Here is a 16,261-nt window from a genome sequence, read left to right on the forward strand (position 1 = left end):
TGCCGATCGAACTCGACGTGAGCCAGATGGCCATGGGCGACGTGATCGAGCTGCGTCCCTATGACGGCAAGGCGCTGAAAGACGGTAAGGTGATTGCCGAGTTCAAGCTCAAGAGCGATGTTCTGTTTGACGAAGTACGCGCCGGTGGCCGCATTCCGCTGATCGTCGGTCGTGGCCTGACAGCCAAGGCGCGCTGGGCGCTGGGCCTGCCGGTGTCGACGTTGTTCCGCCTGCCGCAGGCGCCCGTCGCCAACGACCGCGGCTTCACGCTCGCGCAAAAAATGGTGGGCCGCGCAGTTGGTCTGCCTGAAGGCCAGGGCGTGCGCCCCGGTACTTATTGCGAGCCGAAGATGACGTCGGTGGGTTCCCAGGACACCACCGGCCCGATGACGCGCGACGAGCTCAAAGACCTGGCCTGCCTGGGTTTCAGCGCCGATCTGGTCATGCAGTCCTTCTGCCACACCGCCGCTTATCCCAAGCCGGTCGATGTGAAGATGCACCACGAGCTGCCCGATTTCATGAGCGACCGTGGCGGCATTCCGCTGCGTCCGGGCGACGGCATCATCCACAGCTGGCTCAACCGCATGCTGCTGCCCGACACCGTCGGCACCGGCGGCGACAGCCACACGCGTTTCCCTATCGGCATCAGCTTCCCGGCAGGCTCCGGCCTCGTGGCTTTTGGTGCTGCCACCGGCGTGATGCCGCTAGACATGCCTGAGAGCGTGCTGGTGCGTTTCAAGGGCGAAATGCAACCCGGCATCACCCTGCGTGATCTGGTCAACGCCATTCCGCTCTACGCCATCAAGGCCGGCCTGCTGACCGTTGCCAAACAGGGCAAGAAGAACATTTTCTCGGGTCGTATCCTTGAAATCGAAGGGCTGCCTGACCTGAAGGTCGAGCAGGCGTTTGAATTGAGCGATGCCTCTGCCGAGCGTTCTGCCGGCGGTTGCACGGTGCACCTGAACAAGGAACCCATCATCGAGTACATCACCAGCAACATCACCATGCTCAAGTGGATGATTGCTTCGGGTTACTCGGATGTGCGCACCATCAAGCGCCGCATCGCTGCCATGGAAGCCTGGCTGGCCGACCCGCAATTGCTCAAGGCCGACGCCGACGCTGAATACACCGCCGTGATCGAGATCGACCTGGCCGACATCCACGAACCCATCGTGGCTTGCCCGAACGATCCGGACGATGTGAAAACCCTCGGCGAAGTCGCCGGCAGCAAGATCGACGAAGTCTTCATCGGCAGCTGCATGACCAACATCGGCCATTTCCGCGCCGCCTCCAAGCTGCTCGAAAACAAGCGCGACATTCCGGTCAAGCTCTGGATGGCGCCACCCACCAAGATGGACGCCAAGCAACTGACCGAAGAAGGCCACTACGGTGTGCTGGGTTCTGCCGGTGCCCGCATGGAGATGCCGGGCTGCAGCCTGTGCATGGGCAACCAGGCGCAGGTCAAAGAAGGCGCCACGGTGTTCTCGACTTCGACCCGCAATTTCCCGAACCGCCTGGGTAAAAATTCCAACGTCTATCTAGGTTCTGCCGAGCTCGCCGCGATCTGCTCCAAGCTGGGCCGCATCCCGACGAAGCAGGAGTACATGACTGACATGGGCGTGCTGACAGCTGCCAGTGCGCAGGTGTACCAGTACCTGAACTTTGACCAGGTCAAGGATTACACGGATATGGCGGATACCGTGAAGGACAGCGTGCCGGCCTGAGGCTGACATGCCCAATGAAAAAGCGGCCTTCGGGTCGCTTTTTATGCCTGTCATTCTGGGCTTGATCTGGAATCATCCTCGCGGGGTCAAAAAAGTAGCCCGGAAAGTGCAGTGTTAGGTCATATACGCGCGCACGCTCACGTCAAATGCCTCTTCGAGAAATGCAATGGTGGCGGATTGACCATCCAGTGAAGCGCGGACGTGCGTGGTTGTGTAAAGGCCAGCTTTACTTGTCCATTTTGCGTTGGCACGGTCTACGGCCTTAATCCATTTGACCGTGGCAACATACTCGCAGAGGTCGGGTGACGTAACGTTGTCTGCCATGTTCTGACATTTCAGATCAAGACCGAGCAGAGGCGTGCCGCCTACTACTACCTCATTGATCGGTCTGGCCCGGGAGGTTAGTTGGCCGATGCCCACGAACCCTTTGCCTTTGAGGTAAGCCGCCACGACATCACCTTGATGAAACCCAAGCATGGCATCGCGCCAGCGAGTGCCTTGGCCCGCAGAAATGAATCCGAATTTCACATAGTCATTCCAATTGCGATGAGGTCCCTCTCCGACGTTGTAGTAATAAATTCCGCATTGATAGTCGAAGCCTGCAAGCAGCGTGTGAAGGGTGTTGTGGGGACGAAACTTGTCTGAATAATGACCCGAGGAAACGTTAGTCAGTTGACGACCGAGCTTCCAGAGGAGCGTCTTTTCTATGAGGAGTGCATCGTGCTCTGACAGCTCTCTTGCGATGACGCGAACAATGGGTTGAAGGCCGGCATTGTGAATTGCGCCGATGCGGCGAGCTTTCTCTGAATCGGAGCTGTCCGATAAGTGGGCGTCTTTACGAGACCCTTTTCCCTTGCCGAAGTAAAACTCCTCGTAATTGCGAGGATCAATGTAGACGTAAACATAGTAATCGTGCGTGGCGCCCATTTTTTGTGGCCTAACTTGATATGTCCAACAGGCCATCGGAGGATACCCATTGAATCTGAGGCCAAGATACAGGATTCATCACGCCACCTCCCGCAACTCATACCCTGCAATCAACAAGTCCGCGGGCAGTTCAAGCCCGGCAGACAACCGTCGAATCATTTCCAGTGACAGAGGGCGCACCCGGTTCAGCACTTCGGCCACGCGCGCGCGTGAGCCGATGTAGGGCTCCAGGTCTTTGCGGCTCAGTTGGCGCGCTTCCATCACATGCAGCAGCAGGCTGATCGGGTCCACTTTGGGCACGCTGATGAGTTTCTTTTCGTATTCTTCGACCAGCAGACTCAGCACTTCAAGCTCGTCGGCTTCGGGCGATTTGGGTTTGGCATCCCAAACTGCGTCTATGCGTTGCAGCGCCGCGCGGTAATCGGCTTTTGTGTGGATGGGGTGAATGTTCATGATGGCACCTCGAATTCAAATGTTGCTGGCGTCGATCTGGTCGTATTGGCGATGCGTTCCGATAAACCGGATGTAAGCGATTTGCCGGTTGTAGTGCATCGCCACGACCAGCCGGTAGTCGTTTCCCTTAATGTTGAACACCACCCGGTTCTCCGCCAAAAAGATCGCGTTGCGATAAGCCGCCTTGACGTCTGCGGGCGAGGCCCAGCGAACGCGGCTGGCGATGGCGTACCAGGCACTCAGTGGCTCCAATGCGTCGGGGTGTTTGATCCAGAAGTCGCGCAGAGTGCCCAAGGCAATGATTCGCATCGCTGAACTCTACCATGTTCCCGTTTTGGGAGCAATGACGAATACTGCGGACAAACGACCGCGTAAAAAAGCCCCGCAACGAAAGTTGCGGGGCTTTTTTATTTGCGCGGTCTACAACCCGTCGGGCAGCGGGTCAACGATGCGCACTTCCGACCCATCGACAAACTTCACGTACCAGAACTCCGGCGAGGCGGGCAAGTTGGGCCGTACGTGGCTCACATTGGCGGGCGAAATATAGACCGTGCTGGCGCCGTCGTCCGGTGGCGGTGCCAGGTAGTGGCGCTTGCAGCCCACCAGGCCGCCGATGTGGCTGACCACCGTGCCTATCGATTCGGTCACGGCGTTCACCGCTGTGCCCTGGCCCAGCAGGTGGACGGTGGTCTGGCCGATCAGGTCAGGCCGCGAAGCCTCGACATACAGCACTGCCGATGTGTTGATGCGCAGGTCATCAGGCGCCGTCGGGTCGGTGGCTTTGTTGAACGAAATAATGGGCATGGGGTGCGATCAGTGGTGGCGTCAGGAGACGCGAAGCTCTTTGTGCTCGTGCATGCCGCTGGGCGGCTCGCCGCTGACGGCGGCTTTGGCCATCTTGAACAGCTGGGTGATCTTGCCGTCCTTGACGTTCCAGTATTCGGCATGCCTGATCTTCACCTCCAGCAGCAGAAGATCCGGGTCGTCCACGCCGCCCGGAAACCACGCCTTGGCCGGCGGCGACCAGAGCTGCTCCAGCCGGCTCCGGTCAGAAGACAGGTGGGCGGTGCCGGCGATGGAGACATAGCTGTCCGCGTCCGTGTCGGCATAAGCCACGTTCACATTGCTGTCCACGCGGAGCCGTGCGGCCATCTCGCTTTTCTGCGAGATGAAGAAGTAGAGCGACGAACCTTCGTCCAGGGTCTTGTTCTGGGTGGTCAGGGGGTGGCCCTGCAGGCTGCCGTCGCTGTGGCGATGCGTGAGCATGCCGAATTTGATGTCCTTGATGAGGTCCCACAAGGTCTGCAGGTCGGAAGTGTGTTGGCTCATGCGGCCTCCGGAAAGGGGTTGAAGTGATTGAACGATCCAGTGACCACCTTAGGGGCCTGTGCAAGCTGGGTCATCAGCCCCGGCCACCGCTGCCTGTCAGTGCATGCCGACAGCGCCGGCCTGGCGGAATCATGGCCCGAACCCGGATTGCAAGTAAAAAGTGGGCTTGGCCCTTTATGTACGGGCGCAAGTAGCTATAAAAATTATAGCAAATAGTGACGCCAATACAATTTGAGCGCCTTATGTGGACAGGATTACAGATCTTTGTTATGCTTTTGTGTACGGCGTACACAATATGATGGCGTTAGTCATCTGAAAGAAGAACCATGGTCCTGCCACGATTGAAAAAATTGAGTTTTACGCCCAATGCCTCGGCACGGCCTTTGGCGTTTCAGGAGCAGCGGGCATGACGCAGGCCATGGACAAGCGCAAACGCTGGTGGGCACTCACCGTGCTTTGTCTGGGCGTGCTGATGATCGTGCTCGACACCACCATCGTGAACGTGGCCTTGCCTTCCATTCGCACCGACCTGGCTTTCACCGAAACCTCGCTGGTCTGGGTCGTCAATGCCTACATGTTGACCTTCGGCGGCTTTTTGCTACTGGGCGGTCGGCTTGGCGATCTGTATGGCCAGCGCCGCCTGTTTCTGGCGGGGCTGGTGCTTTTCACACTGGCCTCGCTGGCCTGCGGGCTGGCCAACTCGCAGGGGCTGCTGATTGTGGCGCGCGCCCTTCAGGGCCTGGGCGGCGCTGTGGTGTCCGCGATTGCACTGTCGCTGATCATGAACCTGTTCACCGAGCCGGGCGAACGTGCCAAGGCCATGGGTGTTTATGGTTTTGTCTGCGCCGGTGGCGGCAGCATAGGCGTGCTGCTGGGCGGCGTGCTGACCGATGCCTTCAACTGGCACTGGATTTTTCTCGTCAATCTGCCGATAGGCGCGGCCGTCTTCGCCCTATGCCTGATGCTGCTGCCCGGCGGCCGCGGCCAGGCCGCAGGGGCGCGGCTGGATATTTGGGGCGCCGTCACGGTGACCACGGCGCTGATGCTGGCGGTGTATGCCATCGTCAACGGCAACGAGGCCGGCTGGACTTCTCTGCAAACCCTGGGGCTGCTGGCCGTCGCTGTCGTGCTGATGGCTGTTTTCCTGCGCATCGAATCGCGCGTGCCCACGCCACTGGTGCCTTTGGGCCTGTTTCGCCTGCGCAATGTGGCCATGGCCAATATCGTTGGCGTGTTGTGGGCCGCCGCCATGTTTGCCTGGTTTTTCATTTCCGCGCTCTACATGCAGCTGGTGCTGGGCTACAGCGCCTTGCAGGTCGGCCTGGGTTTTCTGCCGGCCAATCTGATCATGGCTGCGTTTTCGCTGGGGCTGTCGGCCCGCATCGTCATGCGTTTTGGCATAAGGCTGCCGCTGGCCACAGGCTTGCTGCTGGCGGCGCTGGGGCTGGCGCTGTTTGCGCGGGCGCCGGTGGGCGGCCAGTTCGTGGCCGACGTATTACCGGGCATGCTGCTGCTGGGGCTGGGTGCAGGCACGGCCTTCAACCCAGTGCTGCTGGCCGCCATGAGCGATGTTGCGCCCAGTGAGTCGGGCATTGCGTCGGGTGTGGTCAACACGGCTTTCATGATGGGTGGCGCGCTCGGGCTGGCCGTGCTGGCCAGCGCGGCTGCCGCACGCACCGGCTACTTGCAGGGCAACGGCATGGGTGCACTGGCCGCACTCAACAGCGGCTACCAGCTGGCTTTTTTACTGGGTGCGGTGTTTGCGGCCTCTGCCGCCGTGCTGGGCGCAGCATTGATGCGCGCCGGGGCGGCGGCCACCGATTCGGGCAGCGCAGGCGGGCAGGCTACCGGGCAGAGTGCCGAGTAGGCTGCCGTTTTTTCAATAAACCACAAGGAGATTTCACATGGGCCGTTATGTCGATGGATTTGTTGTTCCTGTTCCCACGGACAAGCTCGATGCCTACCGCCGTATGTCGCGCAAGGCCGGCAAGATCTGGCGCGAGCACGGCGCCCTTGAATACATCGAGTGCGTGGCCGACGACGTGAAACCGGGCAAGCTCACTTCCTTCCCGCAAAGCGTCAAGCTCAAGCCCGGTGAGACCGTGGTGTTTTCGTGGATTGTCTACACCTCGCGCAAGCAGCGTGACGCGGTCAACGCCAAGGTGATGAGCGATCCGCGCCTGGCCGACATGATGAGCGGAAAAGCCATGCCCTTCGATGGTAAACGCATGTTCTTTGGCGGGTTCAAGACACTGGTTGAGCTGTAAGCGCCAAACCAAAAAATGATTCTCAGAAGCAAGACGGCCGTGGTCTACGGCGGGGGTGGGGTTGTCGGTGGCGCCGCTGCGCGTGCGTTTGCCATGGCGGGTGCCCGCGTCTTTCTGGCCGGCCGTTCGCCTGAAAAACTCGACGCCGTCGCGCGCGACATCGTGGCCGGAGGCGGCATAGCTGAAACCGCGCTGGTCGATGCGCTGGACGAAGATGCGGTGAACCGGCACGCCGATGCGGTGGCGGCAAAAGCAGGCAGCATCGACATTGCGCTGAACGCCGTGGGTGTGTTTCATGTGCAGGGCGCTCCATTGGCCAGCCTCTCGTTGGCCGACTACAGCTATCCGGTGGAGGCCTACACCCGCACCAACTTCATCACCGCCAAGGCGGTGGCCCGGCACATGGTGAAAGAAGGTGCGGGGGTGATCCTCATGCTGTCCACGCCGGTGTCAAAAATGGCGGGCCCAGGTTACCTGGGCCATTGTGTGGCGTGCGCGGGCGTTGAGGCCATGACGCGTCACCTTGCGGGTGAATTGGGCGCCGACGGCGTGCGCGTGCTCTGCCTGCGCTCCCACGCGATTCCGGAGGCAGTGGCCCTGGGCTCACACAGCCGTGAGGTCTTTCGCCAGGTGGCCTTGCCCGCGGGCATGGGCATTGACGAGATGCTGGCCGGCGCCGCCGATAGCACCTTGCTCAAACGCCTGCCACGCCTGGCAGAGATTGCCAACACGGCTGTTTTCTTGGCGTCGGAACAGGCCGGCGCCATGACCGGCACCGTGGTCAACCTCAGTTGCGGTATGTCCGCAGATTGAGGACGTACTCGAGATGCTATTAATAATATAGCTGGTAGCGCCCGTGGAATAAGGGCTGTAGGTATATTTTGTTCATATTCTCCCACGAGCGCCGACTCACGCGGTGATGGGCTGAAGCTCCACCGGTACGCCACTGAGCACCGCGTTGCCTGACAGCGGGTCGCGCCAGTCTTCGTCAAGCAGCGCATTCAGGTTGACGCCCGGGCGCTCTGCCGCCAGCGCCAGGCGCGTGCCGGGCAGGCCGTGGCCCCAGCCGTGCGGCAGGCTGACCACGCCGGGCATCATCTCCTCGCTCACCTGCACCTGTGCTTCGATGCTGCGCCCCTGGTTGCTGATGCGGGCCAGCGCGCCATCGGTCAGGCCCAGGCGTTTCGCGTCGGCCGGGTTGACCAGCGCAGTACAGCGCATCGGACCTTTGGCGAGGATGGGCAGGTTATGCATCCAGCTGTTGTTGGAGCGCACGTCGCGCCGGCCAACGATCACCATGGCCGGCACCGGCTGCGTGATGGCTTGTGCGGCGCGTTGCAAGTCCTGGAGCAGCGTGGGCGGCGCCAGTTCGATCTTGCCTGAAGGTGTGCGCAACACCTCGGGCATGCGCGGCATCAGCTCACCCAGGTCAATGCCGTCAGGCGCGGCACGTACCTTGGCCAGGTTCAGGCCTTCGGGCTTGCGGCCAAACTGGTCGCCGTAGGGGCCGGTACGCAGCGCGAGTTCCAGCAGTCGGTCTGGTCCGTGCAGGTCTTGCGTGGCATCCATCACCGCCTGTGCCTTGTCACCCAACAGCTTCTTCACATCTTCTGCAAAGTAGCGGTCGTCAATGTCACGGGCCGGGGTCTGGGCGCTCTGGCCTTGCACGATGGCTGTGAGTTTGAGCAGGGTTTCCCATTCGGCTGGCTGGCCTTCGGGCGCGGCGAACACCGGTGCGCTGTAGCGCGCGTGGTTGCGCCAGGAAAACTGGGGAAATGCCACGTCGTAGTGCATGTCTTCCAGCGGCGACAGGCCGGGCAGAATCACATCAGCATGGCGCGAGGTCTCGTTGACGTAGATGTCCAGGCTGACCATGAAGTCCAGGCTGTCCAGCGCCTGCGCCAGCCGCGCACCGTTGGGCGAGGAAAGCACCGGGTTGCTGGCCACCGTGATCAGCGCGCGCACCTGGCCGTCGCCCGGTGTTTCAATTTCCTCGGCCAGGCAAGTCATGGGCAATTCACCAAACACTTCCGGCGCACCGCTGACGCGGCTGCTGTGGCGCCCGGTGCTGATGCCACGCCCGCTGCCGGCCTGGCCCACGGTGTTGTGTGCAAAGGCTGCGGCTTTGGGAAACATCGCACCGCCGGGCTCGTCCAGGTGGCCGGTCAGCACATTGAGCACGTCCACCAGCCAGCTCGCCAGCGTGCCGTATTCCTGCGTGCACGTACCGATGCGGCCATACACGGCGGCGCGCGGCGTGCCGGCCAGTTGCCGGGCCAGGCTGCGTATGGTTTCTGCCGGGATGCCGCAGCGCGGGGCAACCACCTCGGCACTGAAGTCTTTCACGGCGGCTTCAACAGCGTCCACGCCATGGACCAGCGGCGCGATGCGCCCCAGTTGCACCAGTTTTTCGTCAAACAGTGTGTGTACCAGGCCCAGCAGCAAAAACACGTCGGCACCGGGGCGGATGAAGTGGTGGTCATCAGCCATGGCAGCGGTTTCGGTGCGGCGCGGGTCGATCACCACCAGCTTGCCGCCGCGCGCCTGCATGGCCTTGGCCTTGCCCTTGAAGTCAGGCACGGTCCACAGGCTGCCGTTGCTGGCCAGCGGATTGGCGCCCAGCACCAGCAGGAAGTCGCAGCGCACAATGTCGGGCACCGCGATACTGAGCCAGTGGCCGAACATCAGGCCGCTGGACAGCTGCTTGGGCATCTGGTCCAGCGTGGATGCGGAAAACACATTGCGCGAGCCCAGGGCCTTGGCCAGCCGTGAGAAATACAGCAGCAGGCCGATCTTGTGGGCCGACGGGTTGCCCACGCTGATGGCAGCGGCATCGCGGCCATGCTGTGCGAGCAGGGGCGGCAGGCGCCGCGCTATCTCGGCAAAGGCCTCGTCCCAGCTGGCTTCGACAAACTCGCCGCCCCGCTTGATCAGCGGCGTGCGCAGCCGGTCCGGGTCTTCGTGCAGGTCTTTCAGCGCCACGCCTTTGGGGCAGATATAGCCGGCGCTGAAGACGTCGCTGTCATGCCCGCGGATGCTGATGACCTTGCCGCCCTGGACCTTGAGTTCCAGGCCGCAGCAGGCCTCACAAAGTGGGCAGATTCGGTGGTGAATGCTTTCGCTCATGTTTGTCTCCTGACTGCATGGTGCGCGAAGCGCCGCCGCCGCGCGATCACGCGGGCGACAGCAGCTTGCGCAAAACTTCGGTGGTCAGCGCGTCCGCCGGAAAAAAAGTCTCCAGCATCAGCTCTTGCAGCGTTACGTCCACCGGCGTGCCAAAAATCGTGACGGTGCTGATAAAGCTCAATACGCCGTGGTCGGTACGGAACTGGAAGGGCATGACCACGCCCAGGTGTTCGCCCGTCAGGTGCGTGTCGTCGGCGCCTTCGGGCATCGGGTAGGCCAGCAGCTCGGCCAGCAGTTCGGCCAGCACCGGGTCGGCCGTGGCCGCTATTTGCTGGCGCAGCCGCTCGAACAGATGGTTACGCCACTGCGCGAGGTTGACGATCTTGCTGGCCAGGCCGCGCGGGTGCAGGCTCAGGCGCAGCACGTTGATCGGGGCCTGCAGCAGCTCCGGGTCGGCGCCGGCCAGCAGATGCGGCAGGGCGGCGTTGGCGGCCAGCAGGTTCCAGTGGCGGTCCAGCGCCAGCGCGGGAAAGGGTTCGTGGCTTTTGAGGATCAGCTCCACCGCCTGCCGGGCCGAAGCCAGCGCCGGGTCGTTCAGCGGGCGTTCGCGGTACATGGGCGCATAACCGGCGGCCACCAGCAGCGTGTTGCGCTCGCGCAGGGGAATCGCCAGGCGTTCGGACAGGCGCAGCACCATCTCGCGGCTGGGCACGGCGCGGCCGGTTTCCACAAAACTCAGGTGCCGGGTGGAGATGTCGGCTTCGCTGGCCAGGTCCAGCTGGCTCAGGCGCCGGTGCTGGCGCCAGTGGCGCAGGTGGTCGCCAAAGGGCAGCGGGGTGGAGCGGACAGGCCGTGCAGGGGGGTGAAGGCTGGCATTCATGGCGCCATCGTAAGGCAGGCCGGGGCAGGTGCCATTACCTCGGAGGTCATAGCCGCGATGCACCTGGGCGGTAACCATAACGCCATGACCGCAGCAGATGGGACAGCTCGCTGCGGCACCTTCCTCAACCGCTGTCTCTTTTCAATCAAGGAGTTTTTCATGTCTGCTGTTGCTTCCTTCTCTTCCCTGACGGCGTCGCCGCAGTTCCTGCGCAGCGTCCTCTGGCTGGACGCCGCCACCGGTGCAGCGACAGGTGCACTTCAACTGTTGTTGACCGCTTTGCTGGCCAGCCTGCTCGGCCTGCCTGAGACGCTTCTGATGGCGTCTGGCTGGGCGATATTGGGTTACGTGGCGGGCATCAGCTTCATCGCCACCCGACAGTTTGTGCCGACCAGCCTGGTATGGGTGCTGATAGGCGCCAATCTGCTTTGGGTGGCGGGCTGCCTGGCCTTGCTGATCGGTGATTTTGTGACGCCCACCCTGGCGGGCAAGGTGTTTGTTGCCGTGCAGGCGGTGGCTGTAGGCTTGCTGGCCGAGCTGCAGTGGGTGGGCCTGCGCAAGGCAGCGGCTCAATCGGGCTGGTAAAACAGCGCCGGGGCTGAAACGGGCCTTGCGTTCAACCCGATTTACCGGATGCTGCTGACGCCGCGCAGCATTTCATGCACGTCGTGTGTCATCACCGCCAGAAACGCCGCCAGGGCGAGATAGTAAAAGCCGTACTCAAAACGCGTGGCGGCACTGGTGGCGTAGTAGGTTTTGGCCTCTTCGCTGTCTGATTTGTAGCGTATGGCCTTCAGCAGCTGCGGCCCGGCCAGCAGCGCCATCAGGATCAACATGGGGCTGGGTCGCCAGAAGAACAGGCCCACCAGCACCGGCACCCCCAGAAACCAGATGCGCGGCGACAGCACTGCGGTGATGCGGCCTCCGTCAAACGGCGAAAGCGGAATCAGGTTGAAGAGGTTCAGGAAGAAACCGGAATACGCAATCGCCAGCAGCAGGTTGCTATCCTGGTCGCGCGCCATGAAATAGCAGGCCAGTGCCCCTATCGTGCCCAGCAGCGGGCCGCCCAGGCCTACATACGCTTCGGTTTCGGCGTCGTGCGGCATCTCCTTGAGCTCGATCCACGCGCCCACAAACGGGATGAAGGTGGGAGCGCCGACATCCAGGCCGCGTTGCCGCGCGGCAATATAGTGGCCCATTTCATGCACAAACAGCAGCGCCACAAAACCCACCGCGTAGCGCCAGCCGAACAGCAGTGCATACGCAAACACCGAAACCAGCATGCTGCCGCCCGTGAGCAGCAGCTTGCCGAATTTAGCGCCGGTGAAAAGCAGCAGCAGGAGTTTGGTCACGCTAAGGAATTTTTCAGGCTGTGGGCGGCGCCGGCGGATTTACCGGATGGGTCGGCGCGGCGTTTGCCGTACTGCCGAATGCGGCAGGAATCGTGTCCTGTTCGGCGGCCGCGACCGGCATTGGCGTGGCGGCCGGTTTGCGTTTGAAGTATTTCATGAACACGGCGCCAAACCCCGCGACGGCCAGAAAAATCACCTTGGCAAACTTGGCAAGAAAGAGCGCGGCGACGGCGAAGAAACCGAGTTTTTTCGCGGCCACGCCCAGCACCAGCGCTGCCAGGCCGTACTCGGCCACCTTGTCGGTCTTGGAATTGAAATCGGCGTAGCGTTTGCCGTCGTTGTATTGCAGGGCCGACAGCAGCTCCGCCGCGACGGGCTTGTCTTTCGGCAAGTCCTTCAGCGCTGTCACCAGGTTCAGGCTGAAGTAGCCCTCACGCCCCAGCGCGTAGGTGTTGTAGTTCACGCCTTGCGCGGCATCGGGCGCCGCGCCGCGGTCCTTGCTGGACATGGCCCACACCAGTCGGTGGGTGGCGGCGTTGTAGGCCGGTTTTTCGGCCCAGCCGACAATTTCCATTTCAGGAACCCCCATCTTTTTGCGTTCGCTGTTCGAGGCTTCCGTGCCTTCGCGGTAGCTTTTGAGGAGGTCGTCGGCGTTCCAGTCCTTGGCGTCGTCGTCTTTCACGTAGCCTGCTGATTCAAAGCGCACCGTGACAAACCAGGAGTCGTTGGCGGCCGGAAACACCAAACCCTGCAGCCGGGTGTCCTTGCCGGGGTTGCCCATGGCGTTGAGGAGCCTGGCGGCCTCGGGCTGCGGCACAAAGATGCGGCCGGCCGGCAGCTTCAGCACCGCCTGGTCGGCCAGGGGGATGTCCTGCGGGCCTATCTTGGCCGCGGTGCGGGCTTCCGTCCAGATTTTTTCGGCTTCGTCTTTTGACATCGGCTGCGCCACGGCAGCGCTGCAAGACAACACAAGCGCCAGCGCACAGACGCGCGTCCACAAATGGCTCATCAAGTCCTCCCTGTTGGAATAAATTTTTGCGTATTCTGACACGTGCTTTGGCGAAACACCCGATCGCCTTCCCGCAATGCCACTCAGGTATTGCTTCCCAACTGCAGGCTTTCGCTGAGCATCAGCTTTATCGCCACCCGGCAGTTTGTACCGGCCCCGCTGGTCTGCCTGGCGCTGCTGCTGGATGACCTGGTGACGCCCATGCGGGTGGGCAAGGCGTTTAACGCCGTGCAGGCGGTGGCGGTGGGCCTGCGCGAGGCCGAGGCCGAGCCGAGCTGGTAAACCAGCGCCGGTGGCCGCCGCGGGACTTTCTTGTATGCTGTGCGGTCTGGCCCTCTCCGGGGTGCCGGACCGTTTCCTATCATCCCTCCTGGAAAGTCCTCTTCATGACACGCGCCTTGAACTTCAGTGCCGGACCGGCCACCCTTCCTGAACCCGTGCTGCGTCAGGCAGCCGCCGAAATGCTCGACTGGAACGGTTCCGGCATGTCTGTCATGGAGATGAGCCACCGTGGCAAAGAGTTCATTTCCATCCACGCCCAGGCCGAGGCCGACCTGCGTGAACTGCTGGCGATTCCCGCCAACTACAAGGTGCTGTTTCTGCAGGGCGGCGGGTTGGGGCAAAACGCCTTCATTCCGATGAACCTGCTGCGCGGCCACGCCGGCGCGGATTTCATCAACACCGGCGAGTGGATGAAAAAAACCATCAAGGAAGCCAAAAACTACTGCAAGGTCAACGTCGCCGCCAGCGCCGAAGCCACCGGCTTTACCAGCGTGCCGAAGTTCGACACCTGGAAGCTGGACCCCAACGCCGCCTATGTACACATCTGCTCCAACGAAACCATTGGCGGTGTTGAATACCACTGGACGCCCGACACCGGCGCGGTGCCGCTGGTGGCCGACATGTCGTCCAACATTCTGTCGCGCCCGATTGATGTCAGCCGCTACGGCCTGATTTACGCCGGGGCGCAGAAGAACATCGGCCCCTCGGGTCTAACCCTGGTGATCGTGCGGGAAGACCTGATCGGCCAGGCCATTCCGCACACGCCGTTTGTGTTTGACTACAAGCAGCAGGCCGACAACGACTCGATGTACAACACCCCGCCGACCTACGCGATCTACATCGCTGGCCTGGTGTTCAAACACATCAAGTCGTTAGGCGGCCTGAAAGCCATGGAAGAACACAACCGCGTGAAAGCGGCCGTGTTGTACGACTACCTCGACGCCACCACCTTCTACAACAACCCCATTGCGCGCGAAGACCGCTCGCTGATGAACGTGCCCTTCAAGCTCAAGGACGAGTCGCTCGACGAGGCATTCCTCAAGGGCGCGCAAGCCAGGGGCATGTTGCAGCTCAAGGGGCACCGCTCGGTGGGTGGCATGCGAGCATCCATTTACAACGCGATGCCGGTGGAAGGCGTGCAGGCCCTGGTGGCCTACATGAAGGAGTTTGAGGCCAGCCATGGCTGAGGCCGCTGGCGCAGCCAGCCGGCGCTTCGAGATTCTGCTGCTCAACCAGATCTCGGCCAACGGCCTGAAGTGCCTGCCGGCAGAGCGTTACAGCACGGGCAAGGACATGGCCCGCCCCGACGCCGTGCTGGTGCGTTCGGCCGATATGCATGCGATGGCTTTGCCCGACAGCGTGCAGGCCATTGCCCGCGCCGGCGCCGGCACCAACAACATCCCGGTCCAGGCCATGAGTGCGCGCGGCGTGCCGGTGTTCAATGCACCGGGCGCCAACGCCAATGCGGTGAAAGAACTGGTGTTGGCCGGCATGCTGCTGGCTGCGCGCAATATTGCGCCGGCGTTGCGTTTTGTTGCCGGCCTGGACACCGCCATGGCTGACATGGAAAAGGCGGTTGAAGAGGGCAAGAAAACCTTTGCCGGTTTTGAGCTCGCCGGCCACACGCTCGGCATTGTCGGCCTGGGCAAAGTGGGTTGCCTGGTGGCCGACGCGGCCATCAAGCTGGGCATGAACGTGCTGGGTTATGACCCGGACATCACGGTGGACGCCGCCTGGAGCCTGCCGGCGCAGGTGAAAAAAGCGGCGAGCGTGGCCGAGGTGCTGAAAAATTCGGACTTCGTCACGCTGCACGTGCCGCTGGTGGCCGCCACGCGTGACCTGATCAACGCCGACCAGTTCAAGCTGATGCGCCCCGGTGCGGTGCTGCTCAATTTTTCGCGCGAGGGTGTGGTCAACGAACCAGCGGTGCTGGCGGCACTCGACGCGAAGCGGCTGGCTGCGTATGTCTGCGATTTTCCCTCTGCGGTGCTCAACCACCACCCCGGCGTGGTGGCCTTGCCGCACCTGGGTGCGTCCACCCGCGAGGCCGAGGAAAACTGCGCCATCATGGTGGCCGGGCAACTGCGCGACTACCTGGAGCACGGCAATGTGGTCAACGCCGTCAATTTCCCGGCGGTGGTCATGGCGCGCGAATCGGCTTACCGGGTAGCCATTGCCAATGCCAATGTGCCCAACATGCTTGGGCAGATTTCCACCGCCATGGCCCAGGCCGGCCTGAACATCCACAACATGGTCAACAAATCGCGCGGCGACATGGCCTATACCCTGGTCGATGTGGAAAGCCCCGTTAGTGACGCGGTGCTGGACCATTTGCGGGCGATTGAGGGTGTGCTTGCGGTGCGTTACCTGCCGGATGCCAGCGATTAAGCAGCGGGCGGGGTGTTTCGGGCCAAGTCCTACAGACATCGCGGTTAAGCCTTGTAGGATGACAATAAGAAAAAACCACAAGCCCAGGAGTTAGCCATGGCCCACGAGTTCGCCAGCACCCTCAAAACCTTCACCACCGCGTCGGGGAAAACCGGCAAGTTTCACTCCCTGCCAGCGCTGACGAAACAATTCCCCAAGATATCCCGTTTGCCGGTGTCCATGCGCATCGTGCTCGAGTCCGTGCTGCGCAACTGCGACGGCAAAAAAGTCAGCGCCGAACATGTGCGGCAGCTGGCCAATTGGCTGCCGAATGCCGACCGCACCGAGGAAATTCCATTTGTGGTGAGCCGTGTGGTGCTGCAGGACTTCACCGGCGTTCCCTTGCTGGCCGACCTGGCCGCCATGCGCGCCGTGGCCGTCAAACTTGGCAAAGATCCCAAACGTATCGAACCGCTGGTGCCGGTGGACCTGGTGGTGGACCACTCCATCATGGTGGACTACTACGGCAAAAAGAACTCGCTGGA

General features: G+C 62.0%; 18 protein-coding genes. 9 read left to right on the plus strand and 9 right to left on the minus strand.

Annotation, left to right across the window (positions count from 1 at the left end; all coding sequences use genetic code 11):
• On the plus strand, positions 1-1,724 hold a 1,724-nt coding region (locus ABI660_RS19965; protein ID WP_348071391.1), incomplete at its 5' end, for a bifunctional aconitate hydratase 2/2-methylisocitrate dehydratase.
• A 114-nt stretch (positions 1,725-1,838) separates the two neighbouring features.
• On the opposite strand, the gene ABI660_RS19970 is transcribed toward ABI660_RS19965, so the two are convergent.
• The 5 genes from ABI660_RS19970 to ABI660_RS19990 all read right to left on the minus strand — a co-directional run bounded on the left by ABI660_RS19970 (position 1,839) and on the right by ABI660_RS19990 (position 4,433).
• The gene (locus ABI660_RS19970) at positions 1,839-2,651 is read right to left on the minus strand and encodes a GIY-YIG nuclease family protein (protein ID WP_348071393.1); all 813 of its coding nucleotides are present in this window, start codon (positions 2,649-2,651) and stop codon (positions 1,839-1,841) included.
• A gap of 78 nt (positions 2,652-2,729) precedes the next feature.
• On the minus strand, positions 2,730-3,104 hold the full coding sequence (locus ABI660_RS19975) for a transcriptional regulator (protein WP_348071395.1): 375 nt from the start codon (positions 3,102-3,104) through the stop codon (positions 2,730-2,732).
• Positions 3,105-3,119: 15 nt separating this feature from the next.
• Positions 3,120-3,413: a type II toxin-antitoxin system HigB family toxin gene (locus ABI660_RS19980; RefSeq protein WP_348071397.1), complete on the minus strand. Its 294-nt coding sequence runs from the start codon at positions 3,411-3,413 to the stop codon at positions 3,120-3,122.
• A gap of 111 nt (positions 3,414-3,524) precedes the next feature.
• Complete coding sequence (locus ABI660_RS19985; protein WP_348071399.1) at positions 3,525-3,908, minus strand: hypothetical protein; 384 nt, start codon at positions 3,906-3,908, stop codon at positions 3,525-3,527.
• A 21-nt stretch (positions 3,909-3,929) separates the two neighbouring features.
• Positions 3,930-4,433: a pyridoxamine 5'-phosphate oxidase family protein gene (locus ABI660_RS19990; RefSeq protein ID WP_348071401.1), complete on the minus strand. Its 504-nt coding sequence runs from the start codon at positions 4,431-4,433 to the stop codon at positions 3,930-3,932.
• A 406-nt stretch (positions 4,434-4,839) separates the two neighbouring features.
• On the opposite strand from ABI660_RS19990, the gene ABI660_RS19995 reads away from it, so the two are divergent.
• From ABI660_RS19995 to ABI660_RS20005, 3 genes are read left to right on the plus strand one after another with little or no spacing between them, the layout of a single operon-like run.
• Positions 4,840-6,300, plus strand: a complete 1,461-nt coding sequence (locus ABI660_RS19995; RefSeq protein ID WP_348071403.1) for a DHA2 family efflux MFS transporter permease subunit — start codon at positions 4,840-4,842, stop codon at positions 6,298-6,300.
• Positions 6,301-6,337: 37 nt separating this feature from the next.
• Entirely contained in the window at positions 6,338-6,700 is a 363-nt protein-coding gene (locus ABI660_RS20000; RefSeq protein ID WP_348071405.1) for a DUF1428 domain-containing protein, read from the plus strand.
• Positions 6,701-6,715: 15 nt separating this feature from the next.
• Entirely contained in the window at positions 6,716-7,513 is a 798-nt protein-coding gene (locus ABI660_RS20005; RefSeq protein ID WP_348071407.1) for an SDR family oxidoreductase, read from the plus strand.
• Positions 7,514-7,609: 96 nt separating this feature from the next.
• Here the strand turns inward: ABI660_RS20005 and ABI660_RS20010 are convergent, their stop codons facing one another.
• A complete protein-coding gene (locus ABI660_RS20010; RefSeq protein WP_348071409.1) occupies positions 7,610-9,826 on the minus strand; it encodes a molybdopterin oxidoreductase family protein in 2,217 nt (738 codons plus the stop codon).
• A 46-nt stretch (positions 9,827-9,872) separates the two neighbouring features.
• On the minus strand, positions 9,873-10,706 hold the full coding sequence (locus ABI660_RS20015) for a helix-turn-helix transcriptional regulator (protein ID WP_348071425.1): 834 nt from the start codon (positions 10,704-10,706) through the stop codon (positions 9,873-9,875).
• 159 nt (positions 10,707-10,865) lie between these two features.
• Between ABI660_RS20015 and ABI660_RS20020 the strand changes: the two genes are divergently transcribed.
• Entirely contained in the window at positions 10,866-11,291 is a 426-nt protein-coding gene (locus tag ABI660_RS20020; RefSeq protein ID WP_348071411.1) for a hypothetical protein, read from the plus strand.
• Between the two features lie 41 nt (positions 11,292-11,332).
• Here ABI660_RS20020 and ABI660_RS20025 read toward each other — a convergent pair whose 3' ends face one another.
• Both ABI660_RS20025 and ABI660_RS20030 read right to left on the minus strand, forming a co-directional pair.
• Complete coding sequence (locus tag ABI660_RS20025) at positions 11,333-12,058, minus strand: site-2 protease family protein (RefSeq protein WP_348071413.1); 726 nt, start codon at positions 12,056-12,058, stop codon at positions 11,333-11,335.
• A gap of 13 nt (positions 12,059-12,071) precedes the next feature.
• Positions 12,072-13,067 (minus strand): DUF2167 domain-containing protein, encoded by a 996-nt coding sequence (locus tag ABI660_RS20030; protein WP_348071415.1) that lies wholly within the window; start codon positions 13,065-13,067, stop codon positions 12,072-12,074.
• A gap of 90 nt (positions 13,068-13,157) precedes the next feature.
• Between ABI660_RS20030 and ABI660_RS20035 the strand changes: the two genes are divergently transcribed.
• The 4 genes from ABI660_RS20035 to ABI660_RS20050 all read left to right on the plus strand — a co-directional run.
• A complete protein-coding gene (locus ABI660_RS20035) occupies positions 13,158-13,349 on the plus strand; it encodes a hypothetical protein (protein ID WP_348071417.1) in 192 nt (63 codons plus the stop codon).
• Between the two features lie 104 nt (positions 13,350-13,453).
• Positions 13,454-14,536 carry a 3-phosphoserine/phosphohydroxythreonine transaminase gene (serC, locus tag ABI660_RS20040; protein WP_348071419.1) on the plus strand — a complete coding sequence of 361 codons (1,083 nt, stop codon included), beginning with the start codon at positions 13,454-13,456 and terminating at the stop codon, positions 14,534-14,536.
• The gene (locus ABI660_RS20045) at positions 14,529-15,737 is read left to right on the plus strand and encodes a phosphoglycerate dehydrogenase (RefSeq protein WP_348071421.1); all 1,209 of its coding nucleotides are present in this window, start codon (positions 14,529-14,531) and stop codon (positions 15,735-15,737) included. Before serC ends, ABI660_RS20045 begins: the two co-directional genes overlap by 8 nt.
• Before the next feature lie 96 nt (positions 15,738-15,833).
• On the plus strand, positions 15,834-16,261 hold a 428-nt coding region (locus ABI660_RS20050), incomplete at its 3' end, for an aconitase family protein (RefSeq protein ID WP_348071423.1).

Source organism: Polaromonas sp. (assembly GCF_039930745.1).
Taxonomy (GTDB): Bacteria; Pseudomonadota; Gammaproteobacteria; order Burkholderiales; family Burkholderiaceae_C; genus Polaromonas.